Source organism: Neglectibacter sp. X4 (assembly GCF_009917365.1).
Classification (GTDB): Bacteria; Bacillota; Clostridia; order Oscillospirales; family Acutalibacteraceae; genus Acutalibacter.
In genome coordinates this window covers 1-23852 of the sequence record NZ_QWLE01000014.1, presented here as the reverse complement: position 1 = coordinate 23852, position 23852 = coordinate 1, and the positions used below count along the sequence as shown (strand labels likewise).

General features: G+C 54.0%; 22 protein-coding genes and 1 pseudogene. 7 read left to right on the top strand and 16 right to left on the bottom strand.

The genetic code is table 11. The features are described 5' to 3' along the window. Positions 1-340: 340 nt before the first annotated feature. Entirely contained in the window at positions 341-1396 is a 1056-nt protein-coding gene (locus tag D1841_RS07565; RefSeq protein WP_160642696.1) for a type IV pilus twitching motility protein PilT, read from the top strand. 101 nt (positions 1397-1497) lie between these two features. Here the strand turns inward: D1841_RS07565 and pap are convergent, their stop codons facing one another. From pap to D1841_RS07540, 5 genes are all read right to left on the bottom strand, one after another. Next, positions 1498-2967, bottom strand: a complete 1470-nt coding sequence (gene pap, locus D1841_RS07560; protein WP_160642697.1) for a polyphosphate:AMP phosphotransferase — start codon at positions 2965-2967, stop codon at positions 1498-1500. 207 nt (positions 2968-3174) lie between these two features. After that, a complete protein-coding gene (locus D1841_RS07555; RefSeq protein ID WP_160642698.1) occupies positions 3175-4848 on the bottom strand; it encodes a glycoside hydrolase family 3 N-terminal domain-containing protein in 1674 nt (557 codons plus the stop codon). Positions 4849-5070: 222 nt separating this feature from the next. Further along, the gene (locus tag D1841_RS07550; protein WP_160642699.1) at positions 5071-6351 is read right to left on the bottom strand and encodes a DUF4097 family beta strand repeat-containing protein; all 1281 of its coding nucleotides are present in this window, start codon (positions 6349-6351) and stop codon (positions 5071-5073) included. A gap of 54 nt (positions 6352-6405) precedes the next feature. After that, positions 6406-6816: a DUF2089 domain-containing protein gene (locus tag D1841_RS07545; RefSeq protein WP_237076256.1), complete on the bottom strand. Its 411-nt coding sequence runs from the start codon at positions 6814-6816 to the stop codon at positions 6406-6408. 221 nt (positions 6817-7037) lie between these two features. Further along, the gene (locus D1841_RS07540; RefSeq protein ID WP_160642700.1) at positions 7038-8165 is read right to left on the bottom strand and encodes an S-layer homology domain-containing protein; all 1128 of its coding nucleotides are present in this window, start codon (positions 8163-8165) and stop codon (positions 7038-7040) included. Positions 8166-8529: 364 nt separating this feature from the next. On the opposite strand from D1841_RS07540, the gene D1841_RS07535 reads away from it, so the two are divergent. Continuing rightward, positions 8530-9015 (top strand): RNA polymerase sigma factor, encoded by a 486-nt coding sequence (locus D1841_RS07535; RefSeq protein WP_160642702.1) that lies wholly within the window; start codon positions 8530-8532, stop codon positions 9013-9015. After that, positions 9008-11290, top strand: coding sequence for a hypothetical protein (locus tag D1841_RS07530; protein WP_160642703.1), 2283 nt, complete (start codon positions 9008-9010; stop codon positions 11288-11290). Before D1841_RS07535 ends, D1841_RS07530 begins: the two co-directional genes overlap by 8 nt. 78 nt (positions 11291-11368) lie before the next feature. Here D1841_RS07530 and D1841_RS07525 read toward each other — a convergent pair whose 3' ends face one another. The 9 genes from D1841_RS07525 to D1841_RS07485 form a co-directional block, all read right to left on the bottom strand. After that, positions 11369-11728: a PAS domain-containing protein gene (locus tag D1841_RS07525; RefSeq protein WP_160642704.1), complete on the bottom strand. Its 360-nt coding sequence runs from the start codon at positions 11726-11728 to the stop codon at positions 11369-11371. Between the two features lie 14 nt (positions 11729-11742). Next, positions 11743-12552, bottom strand: a complete 810-nt coding sequence (locus D1841_RS07520) for an alpha/beta fold hydrolase (protein WP_160642705.1) — start codon at positions 12550-12552, stop codon at positions 11743-11745. A 13-nt stretch (positions 12553-12565) separates the two neighbouring features. Continuing rightward, the gene (locus D1841_RS07515) at positions 12566-13216 is read right to left on the bottom strand and encodes a lysoplasmalogenase family protein (protein WP_161879944.1); all 651 of its coding nucleotides are present in this window, start codon (positions 13214-13216) and stop codon (positions 12566-12568) included. 408 nt (positions 13217-13624) lie between these two features. Then, on the bottom strand, positions 13625-14191 hold the full coding sequence (gene pduL, locus D1841_RS07510) for a phosphate propanoyltransferase (RefSeq protein ID WP_160642707.1): 567 nt from the start codon (positions 14189-14191) through the stop codon (positions 13625-13627). Positions 14192-14268: 77 nt separating this feature from the next. Continuing rightward, positions 14269-14850: a uracil-DNA glycosylase family protein gene (locus tag D1841_RS07505; RefSeq protein ID WP_160642708.1), complete on the bottom strand. Its 582-nt coding sequence runs from the start codon at positions 14848-14850 to the stop codon at positions 14269-14271. Positions 14851-14958: 108 nt separating this feature from the next. Then, the gene (locus D1841_RS07500) at positions 14959-16116 is read right to left on the bottom strand and encodes a PotD/PotF family extracellular solute-binding protein (protein ID WP_160642709.1); all 1158 of its coding nucleotides are present in this window, start codon (positions 16114-16116) and stop codon (positions 14959-14961) included. Further along, positions 16116-16922, bottom strand: coding sequence for an ABC transporter permease (locus tag D1841_RS07495; protein ID WP_160642710.1), 807 nt, complete (start codon positions 16920-16922; stop codon positions 16116-16118). Before D1841_RS07495 ends, D1841_RS07500 begins: the two co-directional genes overlap by 1 nt. Then, a complete protein-coding gene (locus D1841_RS07490; protein WP_160642711.1) occupies positions 16919-17743 on the bottom strand; it encodes an ABC transporter permease in 825 nt (274 codons plus the stop codon). The genes D1841_RS07495 and D1841_RS07490 overlap by 4 nt, the downstream gene beginning before the upstream one ends. After that, positions 17733-18869 carry an ABC transporter ATP-binding protein gene (locus D1841_RS07485; protein ID WP_237076257.1) on the bottom strand — a complete coding sequence of 379 codons (1137 nt, stop codon included), beginning with the start codon at positions 18867-18869 and terminating at the stop codon, positions 17733-17735. Before D1841_RS07485 ends, D1841_RS07490 begins: the two co-directional genes overlap by 11 nt. 382 nt (positions 18870-19251) lie before the next feature. On the opposite strand from D1841_RS07485, the gene D1841_RS07480 reads away from it, so the two are divergent. Then, positions 19252-19506 (top strand): helix-turn-helix domain-containing protein, encoded by a 255-nt coding sequence (locus D1841_RS07480; protein WP_160642712.1) that lies wholly within the window; start codon positions 19252-19254, stop codon positions 19504-19506. Positions 19507-19583: 77 nt separating this feature from the next. Then, positions 19584-19907, top strand: coding sequence for a hypothetical protein (locus D1841_RS07475; RefSeq protein ID WP_160642713.1), 324 nt, complete (start codon positions 19584-19586; stop codon positions 19905-19907). A gap of 403 nt (positions 19908-20310) precedes the next feature. On the opposite strand, the gene D1841_RS07470 is transcribed toward D1841_RS07475, so the two are convergent. Then, positions 20311-20901 carry a transposase gene (locus D1841_RS07470; protein WP_160642714.1) on the bottom strand — a complete coding sequence of 197 codons (591 nt, stop codon included), beginning with the start codon at positions 20899-20901 and terminating at the stop codon, positions 20311-20313. A 440-nt stretch (positions 20902-21341) separates the two neighbouring features. Here D1841_RS07470 and D1841_RS07460 point away from each other — a divergent pair, with 440 nt between their 5' ends. Further along, complete coding sequence (locus D1841_RS07460; RefSeq protein WP_160642716.1) at positions 21342-22598, top strand: hypothetical protein; 1257 nt, start codon at positions 21342-21344, stop codon at positions 22596-22598. 322 nt (positions 22599-22920) lie between these two features. After that, a pseudogene (locus D1841_RS19090) lies at positions 22921-23043 on the top strand (helix-turn-helix domain-containing protein); the annotation flags it as partial. Here D1841_RS19090 and D1841_RS07455 read toward each other — a convergent pair. Beyond that, a complete protein-coding gene (locus D1841_RS07455; RefSeq protein WP_160642717.1) occupies positions 22989-23768 on the bottom strand; it encodes an SDR family oxidoreductase in 780 nt (259 codons plus the stop codon). The pseudogene D1841_RS19090 and the gene D1841_RS07455 overlap by 55 nt on opposite strands. Positions 23769-23852: the final 84 nt, after the last annotated feature.

Genomic DNA, 23852 nt, shown 5'->3' with positions numbered 1-23852 from the left:
TGGGGCTTTGCCCCACACCCCACAACCCCTTTTAAAAAAGGGGTTGATCCTAAAACTAATTTCTTGCATTTGTTAAATTCCATTTAAAACTCTGTGTTTCAGCCACTCCCATGATTTTGAGCGTATTTACAAAAAGGCAGGCAGATGGTATAATAACCGCAGAGCGGTTATTATACTTGATTTTCAAATTGCCCCGCCCAGTTCTTCCCTTCGGTCAGACGGGCGACGGGCAGTACCAACGCGCTTTGCGCTTATGGTATAATAACCTGTGAGGTTATTATACCATTCTTTTTGCCCTGTGGAGGATCTCAAAGAGTTGGAGGAGGAAAGGATAAACACTATGGACATACAGGAGCTTTTAGAGAGGGCGTGTAACGAGCAGGCGTCAGACATCTTTCTGGTGGCGGGCCTGCCCATTACCTTGAAAATAAAGGGGCACCAGGAGCGCTGGGGGGAGGGCTTCTGCAAGCCTGCGGACACCCAGCGGTTTGTGGAGCAGATTTACACCGTTGCCAAGCGGGAGGACACCCACCTCTGCCGGGGTGAGGACGATGACTTCTCTTTTGCCATTGGGGGCCTGGGGCGCTTCCGGGTGAATGTGTTCCGGCAGCGGGGCACGCTGGCGGCTGTGATACGGCTTATTCAGTTCGGCCTGCCGGATCCGGCGGCTTTGGGCATCCCGGAGGAGGTGCTGTCCCTGGCGGAGAACCAGAAAGGGCTGGTGCTGGTTACCGGGGCGGTGGGCACAGGGAAATCCACCACCATTGCCTGCATGATTCAGCGCATTAACCAGGGCCGTGACTGCCACATCATCACCATGGAGGATCCCATTGAGTATATTTACCGCCATGAAAAGGCTATTGTCACCCAGCGGGAAATCTCTATCGACACCCCCGGCTATCCGGCGGCGCTGCGCTCTGCCCTGCGGGAAAGCCCGGACGTGATTTTGCTGGGAGAAATGCGGGATTACGACACCGTATCCGCCGCCATCACCGCTACGGAAACAGGGCTTTTGCTGTTCAGCACCCTACATACCAGCAGCGTGGCCCACACCATCACCCGCATTATCGACGTGTTCCCGGCAAACCAGCAGCAACAGGTGAAAATCCAGCTTTCCCAGCTTCTCAAAGGCGTGGTGTGCCAGCAGTTGGTGCCCAGCGTGGACGGCGGGCTGATTCCGGTTTTTGAGATTATGAAGAGCACCAACGCCATCCAGAATATGATCCGGGAGGATAAGCTGCACCAGTTGGAATCTGTTCTCCAGTCCGGCGCTACCGACGGCATGTGTACCATGGACGGCAGCCTGCTGAAGCTTTGCCGGGAAGGGCGGATAACCAAGGAAACCGCTTTGGTTTACTGCACCCACTATGAGGTGATGTCCAAGCGGCTGGCATAGCTGGGAAGCTGCTTCATAAAAAGATACCAAGGGGGAGGCTTTTTACAGCCTCCCCCTCAGTATAAATAAGGAAAGAAGAAAATGAAGTCTTTTAATCGGATTTAATCAAGGGCCTTTTCCAGGGTGTCCACCACAATTTGCAGCGCCTTAATACGGGCATACTTTTTGTCTACGGACTCTAAGATATGCCAAGGCGCAAAGGTGGTGCTGGTTTTTTGCAGCATTTCGTCAATGGCCATTTCATATTCGTCCCATTTTTCCCGGTTGCGCCAGTCCTCATCTGTGATTTTCCACTGCTTCGAGGGGGTGTTCTGGCGGTCGGTGAAACGGGCCAACTGGGTGTCGGAATCTATATGCACCCAGAATTTCAGGATGACAGCGCCCCAGTTGTGAAGCTCCTGTTCAAACTCGTTCATCTCATAAAAGGCCCGCTGCCAGTCGTTTTCAGAGCAGAAGCCCTCCAGGCGCTCTACCATAACCCGTCCATACCAGCTCCGGTCGAAAATGGCGATGTGGCCTGTTTTGGGCAGGCGCGTCCAGAAACGCCACAGATAGTGCCGGGCTTTTTCTTTAGGCTCCGGGCTGGCAATGGGATGCACCTCAAACCCCCGGGGATCCAAAGCCCCGGTTACCCGCTTGATGTTGCCGCCCTTGCCGGCAGCGTCCCAGCCCTCGTATACCATGATGACAGGCACCCGCTTGCGGTACAGCCGGTTGTGGAGCATCCGCAGCTTTGCCTGGAGGCGGTCAAGCTCCGACTTATATTCTTCATCGCTGATGGTTTTGTCTAAAGGCACATCCTTCAGCTTAGGCATTTTCACTAAGGGGAAGGCGTTTTGCAGCAGGGGCACTGCCAGCTTGTCGTTGTGCAGGGCTGTTTCAATGCCCATGCACAGGGTTTCCATCACCTGCAGCTCCGCAAATTTCTTGTTTTTCGCGTCTATTAAGTACCAGGGGGCGCTGGGGGTGTTGGTATCGGTAAGATACCGGTCAAAGGCATCCAGGCAGTCTTCATAATGGCGGTTTTGCCACACGTCCCGGCGGCCTACCCGCCAGGCAGTGTCTTTATCTTCCAGCAGGCCGTCAATGCGCTTTGCCTGCTCCTTTTTGTTTATGTTAAAGAAGAATTTCAGCACCAGATAGCCGTTGTCGGTGAGCTGCCGCTCGAACCGCTTTACGCTGTCCACCCGCTGGGCATACACCTCGTCGCTCATGCCGCCCTGGAGCCTGTCCTTCATAATTTCGTCCATCCAGCCGGAATCCAGGAACGTGAACTTTCCGGCCTCCGGGATTTTCTCAAAATAGCGGTACAGGAAAGGCAGGCGCTGCTCCTCCTCGGTGGGAGCGCCCATGGAGAACACCTTGAAAAAGCGGGGGTCAATATTGCGGATAACCCGGCCGATGGCGCTTCCCTTGCCGGCGGCGCCCCAGCCCTCAATGAGAACCAGCACAGGCAGCTTCCTGTCTTTAAGCTGCATCTGCTGGAGGGCAAGCTTTTCTTGGGCGGCCTTCAGGCGGGCCTTCAGCTCTTCTTTTTCCGGTTTTTCCGGGGGCATCCAGTTTTTGAGCATAACCAATACACCTCTTGGGGATTTGTTTTAGGTTGTTATCAGTATATCACAAATTTGTCTAAAAGTCACCCCCTGTTTTGAAAAATTTTAGAAATATTTTCGGAGGGCGAAAAGAAAAGGGCGGGAGGGGGTCCTGGTTGTGAATACAGGTTCTTATAGGGCAGCATAAAGAAAAGGAACCCAGGGCCTGTTGCAGGGAGCATCCCATCACAGCAGGCCCTTTTTTGCCTTCCATTCCAGGGTGCGCCGCACAGATTCCTCTATCCGCGTTAAGGGGATTTCCCCGCTTTTGGCGGCGGCTAAAAGAGCGTCATAGTCTGCTTTCCAGTCGGAGGTGAGCAGCAGATCGTTGCCTGCCAGAAAGGCTGTTACCGCCGGGGACTGGCGGTTTGTATACAGTTTGATGGCATCCATGGAAAGGTCGTCGGTCATGATGACCCCTTCAAAGCCCAGCTCCTCCCGCAAGATATCATGCACAGGCTTGGAGAGGGAGGCGGGATTAGAAGGATCCATGCAGTTGATAATGTTGTGGGACACCAGCACGCTGGGGGCACCAGCCTCTATGCCGGCTGCAAAGGGGAGAAAATCCTCCTCCTGGAACTGCTGGTAAGGCCGCTCGTCCACGGCAATGCCTGTGTGGGTGTCCAGGTTATTGCCATAGCCAGGGAAGTGCTTCAGGGTGCTGGAAAGGTTCTGCTTCTCCATGACTCCCACCAGCTCTGCTGTCACCTGGACGGCTTCCTCTGCGGGAACGCCCAGGGTGCGGGCATAGATGTAGTCCCCGGGGTCGGTGGAGATATCGCACACTGGGGCCAGGTTCAGGTTCAGGCCCAAATCCAGCAGCAGCGCTGCCTTTTTCTCAGTGTCCTGCTTGATGCCTTCCACGCCTCCCTGCTGGTATACCTTCTGCGGAGAGGCAAAGGGGGCGCTTGCCAAATTCTTGTTGGAGCTTACCCGCACCACTGTGCCGCCTTCCTCGTCCACCCCCAGGAACAGGGGCGTTTCTGCTGCGGACTGGCACTCTGAGAGCATGTTTTGCACCTGGGCTTTTGTTTTGCCGGAAAAGTCTTTGGCAAACAGGACGTAGCCTGCTGGGAAATAGCCCTTTGTCCAGGTGCTTGCATCCTTGCCTGGAAAGCGGGGAAGGAAAAGCTGGCCCACCTTTTCTTCCAGTGTCATGGTGTAAAGCTTTTTGTCAATTTCCGTGGGCAGGGGCAGGGCCACAGGCGGGGCTGCCACCTGTTTTTTCAGCAGGACGCTTTGGGCGTTGCAGAAAATCTGGGCGGCTTGGGCGCGGGTGGCAGTGCCCTGGGGATCCAGAACGGTTTCCGAAAGGCCGCGGATCAGTTTTTTGCTGATGGCCCAGTCCATAGCGGTTTTAGCGTAGCTGGAGATTTTGTTGTAATCTGTAAAGCCTGCCGGGCTGCCGCTTACGTACATGTCGTTGCCTGCGGCTTCGGCAAAGCGGTACAGCAGCGCTGCCATCTGCTCCCGGGTGATGGGGCTGCGGGGGGCAAACTGGAAATTGCCCATGCCGGAGACGATGCCGAAGGAAGCGGCCCACTCCACATTTTTCGTATACCACTGCCCGGGGGCTGTGTCTGTAAAATGCTGCTGGGTAAAGCTGGAGGTGTCTGCCCCGGCTAAGTTTGCAAGAACTGTGACAAACATGGCCCTGTCCATTTGTCCGGAGGGGTTGAAGGAGCTGGCTGAAACACCTTGGAACAGCTTTTCCCCATAGGCGTATGACACAGCGTCATAGAACCAGTCGCCCTGCTTTACATCCTGAAAAGGCAGCAAAGCAGGCTCTGCCACTGCGGCGGCCTTTTGGGCGGCTGCAGAAAGCAGGAGGGTTAAAAACAGTGCAAGCAGTTTTTTCATAAAATTCCCCATAGCATATCATATCATATTTCTAACAATAGCATACCACAAAACAGAAGAACAATGCAAGCTTTGGAAAATATTGGGGAGTGTCCGAACACGCGGTTTATATCTACGGTGCACACCTATTGGAACTGCATTGCCTGTAACGCGTAAGAGGATGAAAACAGGCTAAATGCCCCCTGCCTAAAAAGACAGGGGGCATTTGATGGCTGGCTGGCGTTAGGGCGCGGGGGAGGCACTTTCTTCCAGCACAGGCTGTATTTCCATTTTGCCGGAAAGGGTGTGCAGGTGGATTTTCATTTCTCCCTGCCCATACACTGCCTGGCCCGACTTCCCGCCCAGGATCCCGCCTACAGGGAAGCCGCTGGAAAAGCTGCCGGACATGGAGTCAAAGTCTGCCCGGAAGCCCGGAGACTCTGGGAAGCCCTGGGGCAGCAGCAGGGTGAGGCGGCCTGAAAGGCTTTCCAGCCGGATCCGCTCTGTAAGCGGCTCTGTTTGCAGGGTGATTTTGCCGGAAACGCTTTTGGCCTGCAGGCTTTCCCCGTTGCCATACAGATGGATGGAGCCGGAAACTGTGTTGGCCTTCAGCCGCTGGCACCCAAAGCCATACAGGTCTACCTTTCCGGAAGTGGAGCCAGCGTCAATCAGCCCGGCCTGGAGGTTTTTCCCGTATACCCTGCCGGAAACAGAGGCCAGCTTCAGCTTTTCCGCCCGCAGGCCCAGGGCCTCTATCTGGCCCGAGGTGGTGCTCAGGGAGAAATCCTCTCCGTGAAGGTTTTCCGCCTGCACGCTGCCGGAAACATTTTCCACCTTGATTTTTTCCAGCCCCATGGCCGCGGGCACCTGCACCAGCAGGTATTTGGAAAGCCGCAGGCCCTTCCAGAAGCTTTTGTCTTTTGTCCAGCGGATGCGCATGGTACCCCCGTCTGTTACGGTAAGCTCTAACTGCTGGCTTTCCTGCAAAGGGTATTGGGCGTATTCCGTCACGTTTACCCACTGGCCTTCCCAGGGGACGATTTCTACCGGGCCGTTTACCCACTGGATGTCCAGCTTGCTGACCTGGGTGCTGCCGTCGGGGTAATGATAGGGAAGGGGCTGCTCGCCTTCGGGGATATCCTGCTGGTTTCCCCACCACACAGACACCCCGGGGATTTTCTGCACTGCGCCCTTGGCCCACTGCATCCCTTCCGCAATGGCGTCCATGGTTACGGCGGCTGTTTGGCTGAGCACCTGGCCCACTTCCCGGGCGGCTTCTTCCACTTCCCCCCAGATATCCCCTTCCGCCGGCTGGGGCGGCATGACCTCTGGCTCCGCAGGCCCGGGTCCGGCCTGGGGCTGCCCGGCAGGGCCGCCTGGATTTTCCCGCAGGCGGGCCATGGCGTCCTCAAAAGCACGGTCCACCCGCTCGTCCTCCAGGGCGTCTAACAGCCGCAGGGCATCCTCCTGGGAGATTTTTCCCTCTCCCACCATCTCTAAAATTCTGCGCTTCTCGCTGTCCATATCTGTCGCCGCCGGCGCAAGCCGGCTCCTCCCTTTCTTCAAAATATTATCAGGTCAGTTTTTCCCCCGCAGGCGGTTCAGCTCCTCCACGGCCTGCTCTACAGTCAGATCCCCCTGGGAGAGCCGGGAAAGTACGTCGGCTTTCTCCTCCTTCCGCCTGGCCTGCCGCTCCTGGGGAGACTCAAGCTGCAAAGCGCCCAGGGCTGCTTCCAGCATATTCTTTACAGTGGGATAGCTTACCCCCAGCTCCTTTTCCACCTCTTTAATGGATCCGCGGCACCGCAGGAAGGTTTCGATAAAAGAGAGGTGCTTTTCCTCTAAGGCGCAGAACCTGCAGGGGGAAAAGCGCCCGGTAAGCTCAGAGCCGCAGCAGGTACACTGTAGCCGGGTTACCTCCATAGTCTGTCCGCACACCGGACACTTTGCCGGCGCGTGGTATTGTTCTCTGCCCATTTTCATCACCATGCGGTACAAAGCAGCCCTCCCCTGCCCGGTACCGTCCCTTTCTTTTGCGTTTTCTACAGTATACGCTGTGAATTTAATTTTGTCAATAATAAAATCAATTTTTTTAATAAAACTGCTTGATTTTTTTAATTTACACATAGAGCTGGCCCTGGGCGCAAAAAAGAACCGCAAGGGCTGTTTGTGTCCCTGCGGTTCCTGTGATATTTGTTTATAGCTCTGCTTTATGCCAGAAGGGCGCGGCTGTTGTAGAAGATCTGGGCAACCTCGGCCCGGCTGGCTGTGCCGCCGGGATTCAGCTTCCCGCCGCTGCCATTGAGTACGCCGTGGGAGACGGCCCATTCCATAGCTTCCTGTGCCCAGGAGGATATTTTTTCCTGATCGGAAAAACCGGAAAGGGCGCCGGGGCGGATGGAGACATCCTTCCCATACTTCACCGCATAGCTATAGAGGATTTTTGCCGCCTGCTCCCGTGTTATTTTGCCGCCAGGCCCAAAGCGGCCGCCGCCCTCCCCGCTGACAATGCCGTTTTCAGAGGCCCAGGCCACGGCCTTCTCGTAATACCTGCCTTTGGGCACATCTGTAAAGGCGCAGGCGCTTTGAGGCGCAGGCTCTCCTGCCAGGCGGTGGAGCACTGTGACCAGCATGCCCCGCTCCATCCTGCCCTCAGGGCCGAACTCCGTCCCGCTTACGCCGCTGAAAAGCTTTTCCCCATAGGCCCACTTGACGGCCTCCCGGCCCCAATGGCTGTTGATGTCTGTAAAGGGAGTGCCGGGATAGGGCGTGTCGCCCAGGAAATGGATGGCGGCGTTTTTCAGGCCGTCTACCCCGGGGGCGAAGCTTGCGTTAGGCGCCTTGTCTATGGCGTCCCACTGGGCGCGGGTGCCTTCAAAATAGACGTCCGCAATCCCGCTTTGGGCAAAAGCGCCATGATCAATTTTCCTGACGCCGGCGGGAATGGTAATGCTTTTCAGTTTCCTGGTTTCCATAAAAGCAAAAGGCCCTATTTCCCGCAGGGACTGGGGCAGGCTTACACTGGATATGGAATTGCCGCCGTTGGCGAGAAAGCTGTCACCCAAGCGGGTGATACCCTCTTTCACAGCGACAGTGCGGGATTTCATCAGGACGGACATATACGTGCACTTGCCTGCCGCCGAGCTGGACCAGCGGTAATCCCCGGTGGAGCCGGAGCCTGTGAAGGTTAGGGTGCGGGCGGAGCTGTCATATGCCCAACGGGTGCTGCCGCCCGCTGACCCTGTGGAAACAGCGGCCTGTGCGAAAACGGGCAGGCTGCAGAGCAGCGCCGCTGCCAGCGCCAGGGACAGGATGCGGGTAGGTGCTTTCTTTTTCATCTCGATATTCTCCTCCTCCAACGCAGAAAATAAATTCTGCTTTTTAGGGCTTGTTTGAAAATAGAGAAAGTGCCGGATTTTTAAGACAAAACAAGGTGGTTTTCAAGGCGGAAACCGCAAGACAGGCTGTCGCCTGTCGAGGATTTCCAACACAGGAAACGCCTGTTTTGGACAAAAAGACGGTGTTTGCGATTTTTCAAACAAGCCCTAGATAAGCATACCGCTTTTCCCGGGAATACGCAAGGAAAAATATAGCAGAATTGCCTATCGGACGCAGGCTTTCTGCCGATTTATAAAAAAACAGGGCGGGTTTGTCACAATCCGCTATGCTGGAACGTATAGAGGGCAGAAGGGAGGGAAGCGTGTGGAAGAGGAAAAACGGCGGCAGGACGAGGAGATAGTGGCCCGGCAGGGGCCGCGGGTCTACAGGCTGGCCTTTGCCCAACTGCGCAGCAAAGCGGACGCGGAGGACGTATTCCAGGAGGTGTTTTTGCGGTATGTGGAGAAGGAGCCTGCTTTTGAAAGCCAGGAGCACGAGAAGGCCTGGTTTTTGCGGGTCACCCTGAACTGCTGCCGGAACGTATGGCGTGCCCCCTGGCACAAACGGCACGTGCCCTTGGATGAAAGCCTGCCTTTTGAAACCAGGGATCAGTGGGGGCTGCACCAGGAGCTTTTAAAGCTGCCGCCTAAATACCGGGTGGTGCTGCACCTGTTTTACTGGGAGGATCTGCCTGCGGCGGAGATAGGCAGAATAACCGGGGCAAAGCCTGCCGCGGTGCGCCAGCAGCTTAAACGGGCCAGGGCCATGATGAAGGAGATACTGGAAGAGGAGGGTTTACAGAATGTTTAAGCAGACATACGATTCCATGAACGAGCGGCTGGCTCCGGAAAGCCGGCTGGTAGAGGACACCCTGCGCCGCATGGCGGACAGGCGCAGGGGCGTCCGCTGGGTGGGGCCTGTAAAGCCCCGGCGGTTTGCCACGGCCGCGCTGGCACTGGTGCTGGTGCTGTGCATTTCCCTGACGGCGGCCGCGGCGGCTGTGCCCGGCTTCCGGAACATGCTTTTGGAGGCGGGGAAGGGGCTTTTGGGCGCGCCTGCCCTGGCCCAGGCGGAAAAGGATGGCCTGCTGCTGGAGGTGCTGGGCACCACCAACACAGAGGACGCTCTGTCCGTTTATTTCACCCTTCAGGACAAGGAGAAGGAAAACCGCTTAAGCGGAAACATGGATGTTATCGCCCGGCTGAAGCTCAACAAGGAATTCCCCAAGGTGGATAACGAGCTGCTGGACGGGGCCATGTGGTATAACCGGGTGCTGCATTACGACGCAGAAACCCAGACTGCCCTGTGCCGCATGGATTTCGACACCAACGACACCTATGACGTGGAGGGCGCCCAGGTGAAGCTGAGCCTTCTGGCTGTCACGAAAACTCTCCAGCAGGAGGATTATATTCCCCTGGATGTGAGCGGGGCCTGGACAAACCCGAAAACACTTCCTGTGTATGCGCAATATATATACGGCAGCGCCAATATGGAAGAGCCTTCCGGCGTGCGCGTCTGGAACAGCAAGGGCGCGGAGGATTTTGCTGTGGAGGAATTCCGGAAACAGGGGGCAGACCTTTTGCCGCAGCCTGTGGAGGAAACGGGAGACACTGACTATAGAGACGGCAGGCTGTGGTCGGCGCTGAAGCCTGCGGAGGGGGAGGAACTGTTTGCAGGCAGCGGGCTGAAAATAACCGGGATAGGCTTTGTAAACGGGAAATTCTGCGTGCAGGTGTATCTGCCCGGGCGGACAGAGGGCACGCCCTACACCCAATGCACCATTGTCTGCGCAAAGGCGGGAGAAGGGCAAAAGACCGCTGAAAAAATCCAGGCTCTGCAGGAGGAAAACCCTGGCAGCAAGGAGCTTTCTGATTACTATATGTTCAAGTCTGCCAGCTCCAGCTTCTTTGAACTGGACGAAGCAGGCAGGCCCATTGCGTGGCCCTCCTATTTTGGCCCCAAGTATGAGGAGTATTACTTTGAGATTTCCCCGGAGGAACTGGATGAATACGAGTTCTTTGCCATGACCCACACCTCCCAGCAGGCGGAGGAGGACATCCAGGCGGAATTCCCCCTGGGAGAGGAGCTGCCCAGCAATATGGCAGTGTACGGCCCCATGCAGGTGGGGGACGTGCGGGTGGATAAGCTGGAGATTACCCCCTGGGGCGTGTTCCTCAGCGGGCCGGAGGCTGACGGGGCAAATTATAAAGGCATCGGCGGGGTGGACAGCCTGGAGCTGGTGTGCGGGGATACGGCAGTCCCCTTCCAGCGGCAGGAAAACAGCGGGCATTTCCAGACTGCCTGGGCCCAGGACGGAACGGGCGAAGTGAAGGAATATTACACCCTGGGTTCGGTGGAATTTGCCCCTGCCGGCGGGCAAAGGGTCCAGGAGGCCTCTGCCCTGCGGATAAACGGCGCGGAAAGGCCCCTGGCCGCCGGGAGCCTGTGGGACACGGCGGGGTATGAAGCGCTTTGGGAGCAGTGGGTACACATTACTGGTGTGAAGGCCACTCAGGAAGGGGTATGCCTGCGGGGCAGCCGGGATCTTTATGACTCTGTGCAGTCTGTTTCCCTGGTGTGCGGGGAGGAAAAGCTTGCCTGCACATATGATGTCAGCGCAGGGACTTCCGGCTCTGACACAGAGGAGCACTGGTATCAGCCGGAGCGGGAATTTGATGCGCAGAACGTGACGGCTGTGGAGATAAACGGGGTGGAAATCCCCAAAGCCTCCTTCCTGCCCTCCTGCGGCTATGAGGCCCTGTGGCAGGCTGGGATGGATATTAGCGAAATTACCATTATAGACGGCGGCCTGCGGATTTCCGGATGCGATATCCATGATGAGAAAATTGAAACCGTGGAGATCCTGTGCAGCAGGAAGGTGGTTGCCTGCGAGGTTGACACCGGCGGTATACGCGTCAGTTCCGGTTATGCCTGGGACAAGGAATGGGAGGCTGTGGAGGAGCTTCACCGCAAGCAGAGCGCGATTTTCAGCACAGAGGTGCCTGTGAAGCTTTCCGACGTGCTGGGGGTGCGGATTAACAACATCGTGATAACGGCGGAAGGCATAGGCAGATCAAAATACTGAGTGATTTGCCCCATGCAGGAAAGCTGACAAGAAGAAAAAAGATGCCCGGCCTCTGCTAGGGGGCCGGGCATCTTTCTGTCATGCCTTTTTGTCTATGCGCAGGTTCTGCTCGAAGCGCTCGAAAAAGCCGATAAGCTTTCCCTGCTCATCCCGCACGGGCTGCATGTAAATGCGGAGGTTCCGCAGGTTCACCCCCACAAAGGCTTCCTTGCCGTCGCTTTTCATCTTTTCAAAGGCAACCTTGATGCGCTCCTTAGAGCTGTCCTTGTCGTGACAGTCGAAAAGGGACTTCCCAATCAGATCCCGGTAGCCCCGTTCCTGGTAATAATGGTATTGGGCATAGCGGTTCATATAGCGGATGGTGTAGGTATCGTCTACAAAGACGATGGGGTAGGGGTAGCTGTTCAAAATGGCTTTCAGCATGGCGTTTTCTTCCATGGGTTTCCCTCCAATTACAGAAAAAGTTTCCGGGCAAAGCCCTCTATATGGCTGTTTACAAAATCCGGCGCGTCTGTGTTGGCGTTGTGCCCCGCTTCCGGCACCCAAACCAGGGGCAGGCCCTCAGCCTTTGCCCAGGCCTTGTCATACCGCCTGCAGGAACCCGCCCCATCTTTTTCCCCGCACAGCAGCAGCGCCGGGCAGGCAAGGGTGCTTTCCCCATAGGCCTCTACAGCCTGGGCCAGCAGCTTGTAGCCATGGGTGGCAAGGGCGCAGTATTCCTCCTTCCGGTAGCCCGCCATCATCTCCTTCATCAGGCCGCGCCCATAGGGGCTTTCCGACGTGCCCGCAACCCCGCATTTTTGCAGCAGCCCCCAGGGGATGGAGCGGTACATCCATTTGGTGTGCTTTAAAAGCCACAGTTCGGCCCTGGTGTAATAGCGGCGGCCCAGGGGCGGGGCGTCTATGGTAACAAGCCCCGCCGCGCTTTCAGGATAAGCCTTCCTATAGCTTTGGGCAATGCACCCGCCCATGGACTGCCCCACAAGCAGGGGCTTTTTTATACCCTCCCGCTCCAGGATGGCATGAAGCCAGCAGGTGAGATCCTCCATGGAAAACGCCAGCGTAAAGGGCCGGGAAGCGCCATGGGCAGGGGCGTCCCACACAAGGCAGTTAAAGCGGGGGGAAAGGGCCTGGGTCTGCTTGTCAAAAAGCCGGCGGTCCGCCGTAAGGCCGGGCAGGAACACAAGCCAGGGCCTGCCGGGGGCTTCCGCTGTCCAGTAGTGAATCTGCCCCATAGGCGTGGAAAAGGTTTTCTCTGTCATGGTTTTTTCTCCTTCATATCCCTGCCCACAAGGGCCAGCTTAGCAGGTACAGCGCCGCCCAATAGAGCAGCATCACAGGCTTTTGGAATTTGGGCGGCAGGCCGGAAAGCTCCCCTTTGGCTACCATCATGTCGGAAACAAAGAAGCACAAGGCCCCTATGGCGGCAGGCCACCACGCAGGCCCCGCCAAAAAGGGCAGGGGCAGCGCCAGGGCCAGGGAAGCCCCCAGCAGGCCGGGATACAGGCAGAAGGGAACCGTCAGCTTTCCCAGCTTGGGAAGCTCCCGGCGGAACAGGAATGCGGTGCAGGCATAGGCCAGCACCCACAGGCACAGGCTCCACAGGGAGGGCGGGGCCGCTTCCCAAAGCCAAATAACAAGGCAGGCATGGGCGGCGCCGAACACCAGCATCCCGGCGACAAAGCGGATTTCCAGCAGGGCGTCCGCCGCCGTACACAGGAGGAAGAACCAGAACACCGGCTGGGAGAAGGGGTTTATCCCCCGTAGGTACAGGGCCGACCCCGCTGAGCCCACTGCCAGAAAGCTGCCGCCGCATTTGGCTATCAGGCTCTGGCGTGCAAGGCCCTCCCGGCGCAGGATAAAGTACAGGGCGAAAAAGCCGCCCCACAAAGGCAGAATTTGGCAGGAAAATACCCAAAGGTTCATAAAATTGCATGGGGTGCAGGGGGTTGCAAAAGGCATGAAGCCGCAGCCTTTTGTGCCCGGCACCCGCTCCTTTCTTACGAGTTTGCCGCTTTGTGCTTGTGGTATCTGCCCATGGCCCGTCTGACCGGAGGGAAGAACTGGGCGGGGCAAATTTGAAATCAAGTATAATAACCTGTAAGGTTATTATACCATGTTTGGCCCGGGGCGCAACAAAAATTTTCAGAATTTTGCAATGGGTGCCGGCACTCCCCAAAATAAAGAACGCAAGCTTATTCTACAGAAAAAGGTATTTTCCTTTTTACATCATTGGCAAAAGCCTTCTTTTGAACCACTCGCCTTGCAAGTGGTTTCCGAGAGATAAGCAAGTCCCCCGCCAGCAGGCGGGGGACTTCTCATTCTCCAGAAATCTTACAGCACAATTTCTCCATCCACTGTGCCCGGCAGGGCAGCGGCGTTGGATTCATCCGTGTCCACATGCATGGCAAGGGCATAGGCAGGGTTCACCCGGCACACCACGTCCCCAAAGGTCAGGCTGCGGCCGTTGTAATCCACCTTCACAGAAACAATCTGCTTGTCCACCACGCCGGCTTCCTCTGCCTCGGCAGGGGCAAAATGAATGTGGCGCTTGGCGGCAATGACGCCTTTCTCAATGGCAACTTCTCCCTTAGGCCCTTTCAAGGTGCAGCCAGGGGTACCCTCTAGGTCGCCGGACTCCCGGATGGGCGCGGTAACGCCCAGCTTGCGGGCGTCTGTCAGGGAGATTTCCACCTGGGTTTCCTTGCGGGTCGGCCCTAAAATAGACATGGACATGGAACCCTTCGGGCCTACCACCTCAACCTTTTCCACGCAGGCAAACTGCCCGGGCTGGCTTAAATCCTTCTTATTGGTAAGGGTTGCGCCCTCCCCGAACAGCACAGCCAGATCGGCGTCAGACACATGGACATGATGGGCTGAAGTCTCCACCATAACTTTCATAGCAAACTCCTCCTTAAATATACAGGTTTTCCTGCTTTCATTGTACTACCCTGCCGCCAAAATTTCAAGCCCTTTTCTCATGGCAGCTTTGCCACATCGCAGCCCAGCTCATCAATTTTCTCCCGCAGCTTCAGGAAATCCTCAAAGGCCGCCGGCTTTTGGGAGGGGTTGCGCAGCAGGGCTGCCGGGTGCAGGGTGGGCATCATCACCACCCCGTTTTTCTCTGCGAAAAGGCCATGCTCTTTGGTAATTTTAATGTCAGGCTTTATCATCCGCATGGCCGCCACCCGGCCCAGGCACACAATGATTTTCGGCCGCAGGATGGCAAACTGCGCCCGCAGCCAGTTGATGCAGGCCTCCTGCTCCTCAGGCAGGGGATCCCGGTTTTTCGGCGGCCGGCACTTGACGATGTTGGTAATATAGATATTCGTGTGCCTGTCCAGATCCACCGCCGCCAGCAGCTTGTCCAGAAGCTGCCCGCCCCGGCCCACAAAGGGTTCCCCCTCCAAGTCCTCGTGCTCGCCAGGGCCTTCCCCCACCAGCATGACTTTTGCCTGGGGGTGCCCCACCCCGAACACCACATGGTTCCGGGTTTCGCACAGCCCGCATTTTTTGCACTGCATACAGTCGGCCCGCAGGCCCTCTATGCCGTTTAGCATAATATTCCACCTGCCTTTTTTAAGGCCGCGGGACTAAACGTTCGCCTTGTGAACGTATTGTCCCACAGCCTGCAAACCTTTTTGAGAAAGGGTTTGATCTGAAAACCGCTATTCCATTTCCCTTTTGCGCTTCCGCCGTTTATAGAGAATAATGGCGATGTACACTGCCAGAAAGCCCAGGATAATGGCGATAAGCACCGCCGATTCCCCTGGCCCGCCCATTTTCACCTCGGCCCACAGCTTGTCTACCAAACTGCTGACCTCCTGGGGCAGGTTCACGAAAACCTGGGCTTTTGCCACAACCTCCCCGCTGGGATAATGCAGGGGGCTGTCCGCCACCTCCGGATCCAGATATTCCTTTGCCGCTGTCTCCGGGGTGGAATACCCCACATAGTCCATGTTAGCCCCGGAGATTTCCGGCTCGCACAGGAAGTTGATATAAGCTTCGGCCTCGGCCTTGTGCTGGGAGGTGGCGGGGATGCAGATGGCGTCCACAAAGAAATTGGTTCCCTCCTCCGGTACGGCAAAGGCAATAGTGTCGCTGTTGTCCACCAGGATAGCCGCGTCCCCGGAATAGTAGGGGGCAAGCCAGGCCTCCCCGCTTTCCATCTTATCAAAAATCTGATCCATCACATAGGCCTGGACAAGGGGCTTCTGCCCCTTTAAAAGCTGGGCCGCTTCCTCCCAATCGTCCGGATTCGTGGAATTCACATCAAGCCCCAGCCGGAACTGGGCAATGGCAAAGGCGTCCCGGGGGTTATCAAAGGTGAGGATTTTCCCGGCATACCGGCTGTCCCACAGCGCGTCCCAGCTTGTCACCTCCTCCACGTAGTCCGTGTTGTAGAAGATGCCCACCACCCCCCAGGTGTAGGGGACGGAATAGAGGTTTTCCGGGTCATAGCTGGGGTTTTGGAACTGCTTGTCAATATACTGGAAGTTGGGGATATTCTCAAAATCCAGGGGGGCCAGGCGGCCCTCGCTTATCAGCTTTGACACCATGTAGTCCGAGGGGATGATGATGTCATAATCCGCCCCGCCCCCAGCCAGCTTGGAATAGAGGGACTCATTGCTGTCAAAGGTGGTATAGTTTACGTTAATGCCGGTGCGGCGGGTAAACTCCGCGTTTACGTCCATGGAGCCGTCTGTGCCGTTTGCGATATACTCCCCCCAGTTATACACGTTAATGGTAACGCCCTCAGAGGCAGAGGCCGGAAGGGGGGCGCAGAGCAGGCACAGGCCGAAAAGGAAAGCAAGTATCTTTTTCATTAGCCTTCCTCCTTTGCCGGGCGCCTTCCCCGGCCCTGGCGCACGTTCACCACAATGAGCAGCGCCATCACCACCGCAAAGAGCACAGTGGACAGGGCGTTTATCTCCGGGCTTACCCGCTTCCTGGTCATGGAGTAGATATAAATAGGCAGGGTCTGGGTGGTGCCGCTGGTGAAATAGCTGATAACAAAATCGTCGATGGACAGGGTGAAGGCCATAATCATCCCTGTCACCACCCCAGGCATGATTTCCGGCAGCACCACCTTGAAAAAGGCCTTTACAGGCGGGCAGCCCAAGTCCTGGGCGGCCTCATAGAGGTTTGGATCCATCTGCCTAAGCTTTGGCAGCACAGACAAAATGACATAGGGCAGGCAGAAGGTGATGTGGGCCGCGATGATAGAACCCATGCCCAGGCTGCGCCCGCCAAACAGCCCTACGGCAAACACGAACAGCAGCATCATGGAAACGCCTGTAACAATTTCCGGGTTCACCATGGGGAAGTTGGTAATATTCATCAGGATCCGCTGGGGCAGGCGCTTCATGGAGTTAATCCCCACAGCCGCCACTGTGCCCAGCACTGTGGAAGCCGCCGCCGCTATTACGGCAATCAGCAGGGTGTTGCGCAAAGCCTCCAGAATCAGCCTGTCCTCAAAAAGCTTCTGATACCATTTAAAGGAGAAGCCGCTCCACACCGTGCGGCTGGCCGTCTCCGTATCGTTGAAGGAAAAGACAATAAGCACCAAAATCGGCGCGTAAAGGAACAAGAACACCAGGAAGGTGTAAATCCGGCCGCCTGTCTTTTTCACAGCAACACACCCCCTTCCCCTGGCTCCCCGTCGTCAAACTGGTTCATAATGCCCATGCAGATAAGGATAATCACCATCAGCACCAGGGAGATGGCGGAGCCTAAATTGGGATTATAGGCGCTGCCTAAAAACTGCATGTCAATCAGGTCGCCAATGAGAAGGTTCGCACCGCCCCCCAGCATCTTGGAGATGATGAAGGTGCTCACCGCCGGCACAAACACCATAGTCACGCCGGAGATAATGCCGGGCATGGACATGGGCACCACCACCTTGAAAAACACTTGGCGGCTGTTTGCGCCCAAATCCTCCGCTGCCTCTATTACGCTCTGGTCAATCTTTGTCAGGACAGAATACAGGGGCAGAATCATATAAGGGATGTAATTATACACCATTCCCAGCACCACAGCCCCCGCTGTGTTTATCATATGTATGCCGTTAAACCCCAAAGCCCTGAGGGCCGCGTTTATCAGGCCGTTGTCCTCTAACAGCGTCATCCAGGCATAGGTGCGCAGAAGGAAATTCATCCACATAGGCAGCATCACCAGCATCACCATCACGCTCTGGCGCTTGGCGCTCATTTTAGAAATGATATAGGCCAAAGGATAGCCCATCACCAGGGAGATAAAGGTCGCCACCGCCCCCAGCCAGATGGAACGCAGGAACACATTGGAATACTGCCCCACGCTCAGGATATTTTCCAGGGTGAAATGGCCCGCCCTGTCGGTAAAAGCGAACCATGCCACCAAAAGCATGGGCAGCACGATAAAAATAGTCATCCACACCGTGTAGGGCGCGGAGAGGAGCCTGGATTTAGCCTTCATCTGCTTTGCCCTCCTCTTCCCCTGCCGCCTGCATATCCTCGTCCATTTCATCCGAGAAGGTGCTGTAATCCCCGAACCTGCCGGAGTATTCCGACTTCGCCATTACGTGGATGTCGTCCGGGGTCAGGGACAGGCCGATGCGATCCCCCACAGCCCGGAAGTCTGTAGACTGTATCATCCATTTAAAGCCCGCCACGTCCACAATAATTTCATAGTGCACGCCCTTGAAGGTAACGGCTGTAACCTCTCCGGTGATGTGGGTGGAATCTGCCTGCACCACGTCAATGTCCTCCGGCCGTATCACCACGTCCACCGGGGTGTTTTTCCCAAAGCCCTTGTCCAAACACTGGAAGGTGTGCCCGGCAAAGCGGACGCTGTAGTCCTCCAGCATCAGGCCGTCCAGGATGTTGGACTCCCCGATAAAGTCTGCCACAAAGGCGTTCTTCGGTTCGTTATAGATATCCGTAGGCGTGCCTATCTGCTGGATATCCCCCCCGTCCATCACCACCACTGTGTCAGACATGGACAAAGCCTCCTCCTGGTCATGGGTGACAAACACAAAGGTAATGCCTGTCTGCTGCTGTATCTTTTTCAGCTCCACCTGCATGTCCTTGCGCAGCTTCAAGTCCAAAGCGCCTAAAGGCTCGTCCAAAAGCAGCACCTTCGGCTCGTTTGCCAAGGCCCTGGCAATAGCCACCCGCTGCTGCTGCCCTCCGGAAAGCTGGCTTATCCCCCGGTGGGCATAGCCCGTAAGGTTCACCATGGAGAGCATCTCATGGACTGTGGCCTTTATTTCCCTCTCGTTTTTCCCTTTGATACGCATCCCGAAAGCGATATTGTCATACACGTTCAGGTGAGGGAACAAGGCGTATTTCTGGAAAATGGTGTTTACCTCCCGCTTGTGCGGCGGCAGGGCCGTGATGTTTTTCCCATAAAAAAACACATCCCCCGCGTCCGGCTGGATAAAGCCTCCGATGGTGCGCAAAACCGTGGTTTTGCCGCAGCCGGAAGGGCCTAACAGTGTGACGAACTCCCCGTCCTGGATATCCAGGTGGAAGCCCCCCAGCACCTGCTCCCCGCCATAAGACACAGCGATGTTTTGTAAGGAAAGAATGGTGTTGTTCAATTTTCTGCATCCCCTTTGCGAAATAAGTTTTGCGTGTCTTTTGTTATTCACACATAACCCGGCCCAGTTGGGACGCCCGGCAAGAGCCTTGCCGGCACGCGCCCGGAGGATCGCCATCCGCAAAGGATAAAAAGCAAAAGCAAAAAAGCTTTCGCGGCGAAAGAACAGGGCCGCTTTTATGGGCCGCCCCACCTCCTTCGGGAGCCGCCCTTTTTCAGATGCAAACGCAATGAGTACACTATACAGAAAATCAGTCTTTTTGTCAATCCTTTTTTTATTTTGGGGAGTGCCTTGAAGAGAGTAACATTAAAAGCAGAGAAAACCAGAGTGTTTTCTACTGCTTATTTTTTTATCTCGGTGGACGGCGGAAGGAGGTTAAAAGATGGACAAATACACGTATTTGACATTCGATCAGCGCCGCGAGATCGAAAAGCTGCATAACGCGGACGTTCGAGTGGAGGAAATCGCCGCACAGATCGGGCGCAGCGTCGCGGCTGTTTATGAAGAGTTGAAGCGCGGGTACACGGGAGAGCGGAACGCGAACAAGCGGAAGATTTATAGCGCCGGCCGCGCGCAGACTGTTTTTCAATACAATATCGCGAAGCGCGGAAACCGTCGATCCGCCGCCGCGAAATAATCCACAGGAAAGGGGCTATTCAACATGGCAGAAATGCGGTACAAAATTCGCTTTTGGAATTGGGATAGCGAAAACGAATGCTATTCAGTCAATACGGAAGTTTTTGCAGACCGCGACGCTGCGTAACGGCGGCAATTCCGTTCATTCAGCTTCTTAAAGAGAAAATCGCGAACGGGTGCGTAATTGACGAAGCAGCAATCAAAGAGCGGGAGTGGCAGGAAGCGACCGTCTTTGAAGCAATCACAAAGGACGCGCCCACGCTGGCGGGCTTCCTTCGTTCCTTTCCGGTTCTCGAAGCGCCGTGGGACGACGCTTTTCATAAACAGTATTGCGCGGGGTGCAGCGCCGAAAATTGCGACGTTTGCCCGAACGAAGAATTCCGCAGCAATCCGAAATGGTAGCTTTCGCTTGACGCGGAAGGGGCGGAGCTATGACGGGGACAGAGCCGCGCGGGAATGTGATCTACTTTGAAGAGGTACGCGGGAATTTGGCAATCTCGAACGAAAGCGGCGGGAATACGCAGCACAGCAGCGCCGCCCACCGTCCGCCGCGCCGGACAAGCCCGCGCCCGCTCCACCGGAAAGCAGTTCGGCGGCTGACCGTATCCGCCGTTATAGCGGTTCTGACAATAGCGGGTTTGCTTGCCCTTCTTATGCCGCAGAGCGGGACAGAGGAAAAGCCGCCTTCGGCAGCAGGGCAAGCAGACGCGCTGCCCGCTCCCCTTCCGACGCTTGTGATGGTTGAAGAGGACAAGCCCGAATACATACCGGACACGGCAGAGGTTGAAGCCCTTGCGAAAATGCTTTACGGCGAAGCGCGGGGCATTGCGTCGGACACCGAAAAGGCGGCTTGTGTATGGTGCGTATTGAACCGCGTTGACAATCCGCGCTTGATATATTGTACCAATTTGCTTGCTGACAGATGCGGTGGTACGGATACCAGAAGATGTATATGGTTCTTCCCTACATGGCCCGCTATTATTTCTACCTCATTCGCTGTACACACCATCCGTATCAGTTCTCGGGTTCTATTAGCTATTTTCCCTACTGCAATTGGGACGGTCATCAGACCGATCCTACTCCCACGGCCCACAATGTCGGAGGCGATCATGTCGTCGGTGGCGTTGAACATCCACAGAAACACCTCCGGGAAACCCATGCACAGCACCGTGCCCACCGCCATCAGGCACAGGGCGTAGATATAGCCGTAGCGGACGGCCAGGTTAATGCGCCGCTTGTTTTTGGTTCCGTGATTGTAGGACAGGATGGGAATGGTGGAGTTGCACAGCGTGCCCACAATGGCGTAGAAGAACCCGGTCACACGGCAGCAGACCCCGAACGCCACCACGGCGGTTGAGGAAAATTGGTTCAGCACAGCATTGTAATTTACCACCATAAAGCTGTTCAGGCCAAAGAGGACAGTGCTGGGCAGACATAGTGTTCATCGGCTATCCCATCTGGCTTGCGTACCACAATTTGATACAATGCATCCAAGCATGACTTTGGGTGCAAATTTTAACGATAGCATTTCGGACATTTGGTGCTTTACAATATAATGACGATGTTATAGAATGGCGATAAGGGGATGATTACGACAAAAACGCCATTACTGTAGGTGCAGACTTCGGCGAAGGACAAAGAGAATTCATCCGCAATATTACAAAAGCTGGAGACAAAGCTATCAGTAGTTATTAATATGGTGATTAAGCAGATTATTATCATAGAGGGGATTCCGTTTGAAGTTAAGATGAGCCACCCTATATATTCAGCAGAAGAAGCGGTAAACGAAGTCCTGTGGCTTGCTACGGCAATTTTTTTAAAGAGGGGTTGAATTGAATGATTTACAATATTCATCAGATTCTAAAAAAATATAGTTTGCTTATAACGATAATGCAAGAGCATCAGCCTATGACTGAGTTGCTGTCACAGTATTATGATAGTATTTTGAAGGAGTTAACTGACTCAGCCGCGACCGTTTTCGATGACTTTCCGTCATCTTTTTATAATAATTTGTCAGCAAAAATCATTCCAAAAATGAAAATACAATGTGAAAAAATTTTAAACATTTTAAAATTGGATCAAAATCATCAGCATCTGGAAAAGAGAAAGCAATTTGCTGACTTAATACAATTGTTAAAACATGATGGGGCAATAAGGGAGCTTACCATAGATCGGGAATCGTTGATGGTACGGATTCGTCAAGGAAATGGTTCTTATGATAGGAAGGCGTTGTTTCATATACCTTATAGCAAACGTCAGCGTGTCTCGTCACAGAGATTTAACATTTCGGGTGACCCATGCCTATATTTATCTGTATACCCTGGGTTAAAACTTTTTGCAAATGAAATGTTGGAACTGGCATGGATGGAAAGTGGTATGCCAAAGGTATTTCATTTTTGTTTATATGAGTTGCAGGAAAAATTGGTATTTCTGCATTTCGCAAAAAAGGGGAGTGAATATCTCCAAGAGTATGATGATTCAAAAACAGACGAACAAAAGGCAGATCGTTTGGAAGCAATAGAACAGTATTTGCTTACTTTACCTTTAAGGATAGCATGTTTTGTAGGCATTGACCACAAATATTTAAAAAGCAATACATATTATTACGAAGAGTATGTTATTCCGCAGCTTTTAATGGAATGGATTCAGCAAAGCTCATGTTTTGATGGACTTGCATATCAAAGTGCATCAGGGTTTCATGAAGCTCGTTTGCTCGATTCATATAATGTTGTAATTCCGACAAAGAACATCGATCTAATGGATGGGCATGATAAACGGCTTAAAAAATGCTTCAAACTATCTGCTCCAGAAAAAATCAGCATATTGGAAGATATTAGAAAAACTGAAAATGAAATGATGGAGGTTATTAAATACTCAAAAAGGCTGGAAGAAGCTTTGCTAATAAATCCTGCGAGCGGACGTCATCCGTATCGTCGATTGCTGGCAATATGCTATTCGCTTTATTCAATATACTCATCATTAGAAAATGAAAACGATCTTAATGCAGCATTTCCAATGCAACAGTTGGATGCCCTTTATCATTCTTTACTGCTTATATCAAAAACAACCTTGATTATCTCTGAAAAGCCTTGAAATACAGGCACTTTCGCGGATATGGACAAGGAATTTACTACCGATTTACTACTTTTGAGGAAAGAGCCTTGATATGCACAGCACCGCGAGAGCCAGACGCCCGGAGAGGGCAGCACACAGATAGCCCCTATACCATGACAATTTCATATACCGACCATGACGGCGTTTCTTCACTCCCCACGCGGGGAGAAAAGGGACGCCGCTTTTTTTATGCCCTTTGTTACACAGTAGGGGCATAAGAAGCCTTGCGCCATACGGTTTTTCGGGCGCGGTTTTGGCGGGGCAAGGTGTTTATACCTGACCCCTCAAAATCGCGCTTCTACTGCGTAACAAATCTACCGCAAAGGAGTATTACACTATGGCAGTTTTCCGCGTGGAGCGCAACCGTGGCTACACCGTCATGTCAAACCACCATCTGCGCAATAAGGAGTTGTCCCTAAAGGCAACACTAATCATTTTAATCTTAGTTGGGAAAAGTTGTAGTAATCTGTTTTTCAAACCGGGAATAATTATCTCCTTATTTTTCATTAAACCCGAAAAGGCAATTTGAGCAACCTTTTCAGCGGTCATAGAATTTGTGGGAGTAACCGTTCCCTCTCGAACGAAAAAGTTTGTCCTAGTTGCTCCGGGGCAAAGTGTTGAAATTTGGACACCTTTTGATTTTGCCTCATATCTTATAGCTCTGGAATAGCTCAATACAAACGCTTTACTTGCAAAATAGGTTGAAGTATATGGACCGGGTTGAAATGCACCTGTCGAAGCAACATTTAGTATTTTCCCTTGACCGCATTTATACATCTCCGCGATAAACAATTTAGTTAATATTACAAGATTCAACGTGTTAATTATTATCATCTGTTCGTCTTGCTTCAAGTCGATTTCATTTGTTGCGCCAACAAGCCCAAAACCTGCATTGTTCACTAGAACTGTAACAGGTACTTGTTCTTTTGTTACTTTCTGATAAACCTCATATGCTGCCCCAATTTGAGTTAAATCCTGTTCAATAACATAGATAGGTGTAGAATAATGTCCTTGCAGCTTTTTCTTGACATTATCTAAATGATCTTGACTTGATGATACTAGGATTAGGCCATATTCGTTTTTGGCAAATAACTTTGCCAACTCATATCCAATTCCGCTTGTCGCTCCGGTAATTAAAGCGAATTTCATAAAAATTCCTCCTTTTGAGAATATTCGTACTGTAAACTAAAATGAAAGTTGAAGACCCGCCAGCCCTTCTGGTACAATGGTTTT

Coding starts and splice junctions, on each gene's coding strand:
- D1841_RS07565 (WP_160642696.1), top strand. CDS start 341: ATGGACATACAGGAGCTTTTAGAGAGGGCGTGTAACGAGCAGGCGTCA.
- pap (WP_160642697.1), bottom strand. CDS start 2,967: ATGCTCAAAAACTGGATGCCCCCGGAAAAACCGGAAAAAGAAGAGCTG.
- D1841_RS07555 (WP_160642698.1), bottom strand. CDS start 4,848: ATGAAAAAACTGCTTGCACTGTTTTTAACCCTCCTGCTTTCTGCAGCC.
- D1841_RS07550 (WP_160642699.1), bottom strand. CDS start 6,351: ATGGACAGCGAGAAGCGCAGAATTTTAGAGATGGTGGGAGAGGGAAAA.
- D1841_RS07545 (WP_237076256.1), bottom strand. CDS start 6,816: ATGGTGATGAAAATGGGCAGAGAACAATACCACGCGCCGGCAAAGTGT.
- D1841_RS07540 (WP_160642700.1), bottom strand. CDS start 8,165: ATGAAAAAGAAAGCACCTACCCGCATCCTGTCCCTGGCGCTGGCAGCG.
- D1841_RS07530 (WP_160642703.1), top strand. CDS start 9,008: ATGTTTAAGCAGACATACGATTCCATGAACGAGCGGCTGGCTCCGGAA.
- D1841_RS07525 (WP_160642704.1), bottom strand. CDS start 11,728: ATGGAAGAAAACGCCATGCTGAAAGCCATTTTGAACAGCTACCCCTAC.
- D1841_RS07520 (WP_160642705.1), bottom strand. CDS start 12,552: ATGACAGAGAAAACCTTTTCCACGCCTATGGGGCAGATTCACTACTGG.
- D1841_RS07515 (WP_161879944.1), bottom strand. CDS start 13,216: ATGAACCTTTGGGTATTTTCCTGCCAAATTCTGCCTTTGTGGGGCGGC.
- pduL (WP_160642707.1), bottom strand. CDS start 14,191: ATGAAAGTTATGGTGGAGACTTCAGCCCATCATGTCCATGTGTCTGAC.
- D1841_RS07505 (WP_160642708.1), bottom strand. CDS start 14,850: ATGCTAAACGGCATAGAGGGCCTGCGGGCCGACTGTATGCAGTGCAAA.
- D1841_RS07500 (WP_160642709.1), bottom strand. CDS start 16,116: ATGAAAAAGATACTTGCTTTCCTTTTCGGCCTGTGCCTGCTCTGCGCC.
- D1841_RS07490 (WP_160642711.1), bottom strand. CDS start 17,743: ATGAAGGCTAAATCCAGGCTCCTCTCCGCGCCCTACACGGTGTGGATG.
- D1841_RS07480 (WP_160642712.1), top strand. CDS start 19,252: ATGGACAAATACACGTATTTGACATTCGATCAGCGCCGCGAGATCGAA.
- D1841_RS07475 (WP_160642713.1), top strand. CDS start 19,584: ATGCTATTCAGTCAATACGGAAGTTTTTGCAGACCGCGACGCTGCGTA.
- D1841_RS07470 (WP_160642714.1), bottom strand. CDS start 20,901: ATGGTGGTAAATTACAATGCTGTGCTGAACCAATTTTCCTCAACCGCC.
- D1841_RS07460 (WP_160642716.1), top strand. CDS start 21,342: ATGATTTACAATATTCATCAGATTCTAAAAAAATATAGTTTGCTTATA.
- D1841_RS07455 (WP_160642717.1), bottom strand. CDS start 23,768: ATGAAATTCGCTTTAATTACCGGAGCGACAAGCGGAATTGGATATGAG.